The organism is Variovorax sp. P4_D9, assembly GCF_056401695.1.
Map to the genome: position 1 here is coordinate 1 of NZ_JBFUIU010001730.1, position 602 is coordinate 602.

The following is a 602-nucleotide window of genomic DNA, read 5'->3' on the forward strand; positions in this document are numbered from 1 at the left end:
GCCAGCGCCCGCCGGCGCGGCCGCGTCGACCGAATCGACGGGCGTCTTAGAAGGCGTCAGGAAGAGTGGCCCTCCCCGCCAAGCTCGCGCCCGAGCTGGCCACTTTCGTCGACGGGCCGCCCAGCTCCGGCGATGACTGGGTGTTGGAGATCAAGTTCGACGGGTACCGCTTGCTGGCGCGGGTTGACGACGCCGGCGCTCGGCTCTTCACGCGCAATGGCCACGACTGGTCGAAGAAGCTGCCGCACCTGGTGCGCGACCTGGCCGCGATGAAGCTAGCGCCGTGCTGGCTCGACGGCGAGATYGTGATCCTCARCGAGSAGGGGCTGCCCGACTTCGGAGCCCTCCAGAACGCGTTCGACAACGCCAGGACSAAGGACATCACSTTCCACCTCTTCGACCTGATGCATCACGACGGCYTSGAYCTGCGCCAGGTKGCGCTGRTCGAGCGSCGCGCGCKSCWGAAGCARYTSCTCGAWGAMGCKCCCGACTCGMTMCGGTTCAGCGAGGCCTTCGCMGGSSCGCCGCGGGACGTCGTGGCCTCRGCCTGCAAACTGGGGCTGGAGGGGATCATGGGGAAGCGCAAGGACAGTCTGTACGCC

The 602-nt window shown here is 68.1% G+C and carries 1 protein-coding gene; it reads left to right on the forward strand.

Annotated elements, in window-relative coordinates:
* Window positions 1–140: 140 nt before the first annotated feature.
* Window positions 141–602: ATP-dependent DNA ligase (locus AC1DY5_RS58025; protein ID WP_478123096.1), on the forward strand; the 462-nt coding region annotated here is incomplete at its 3' end.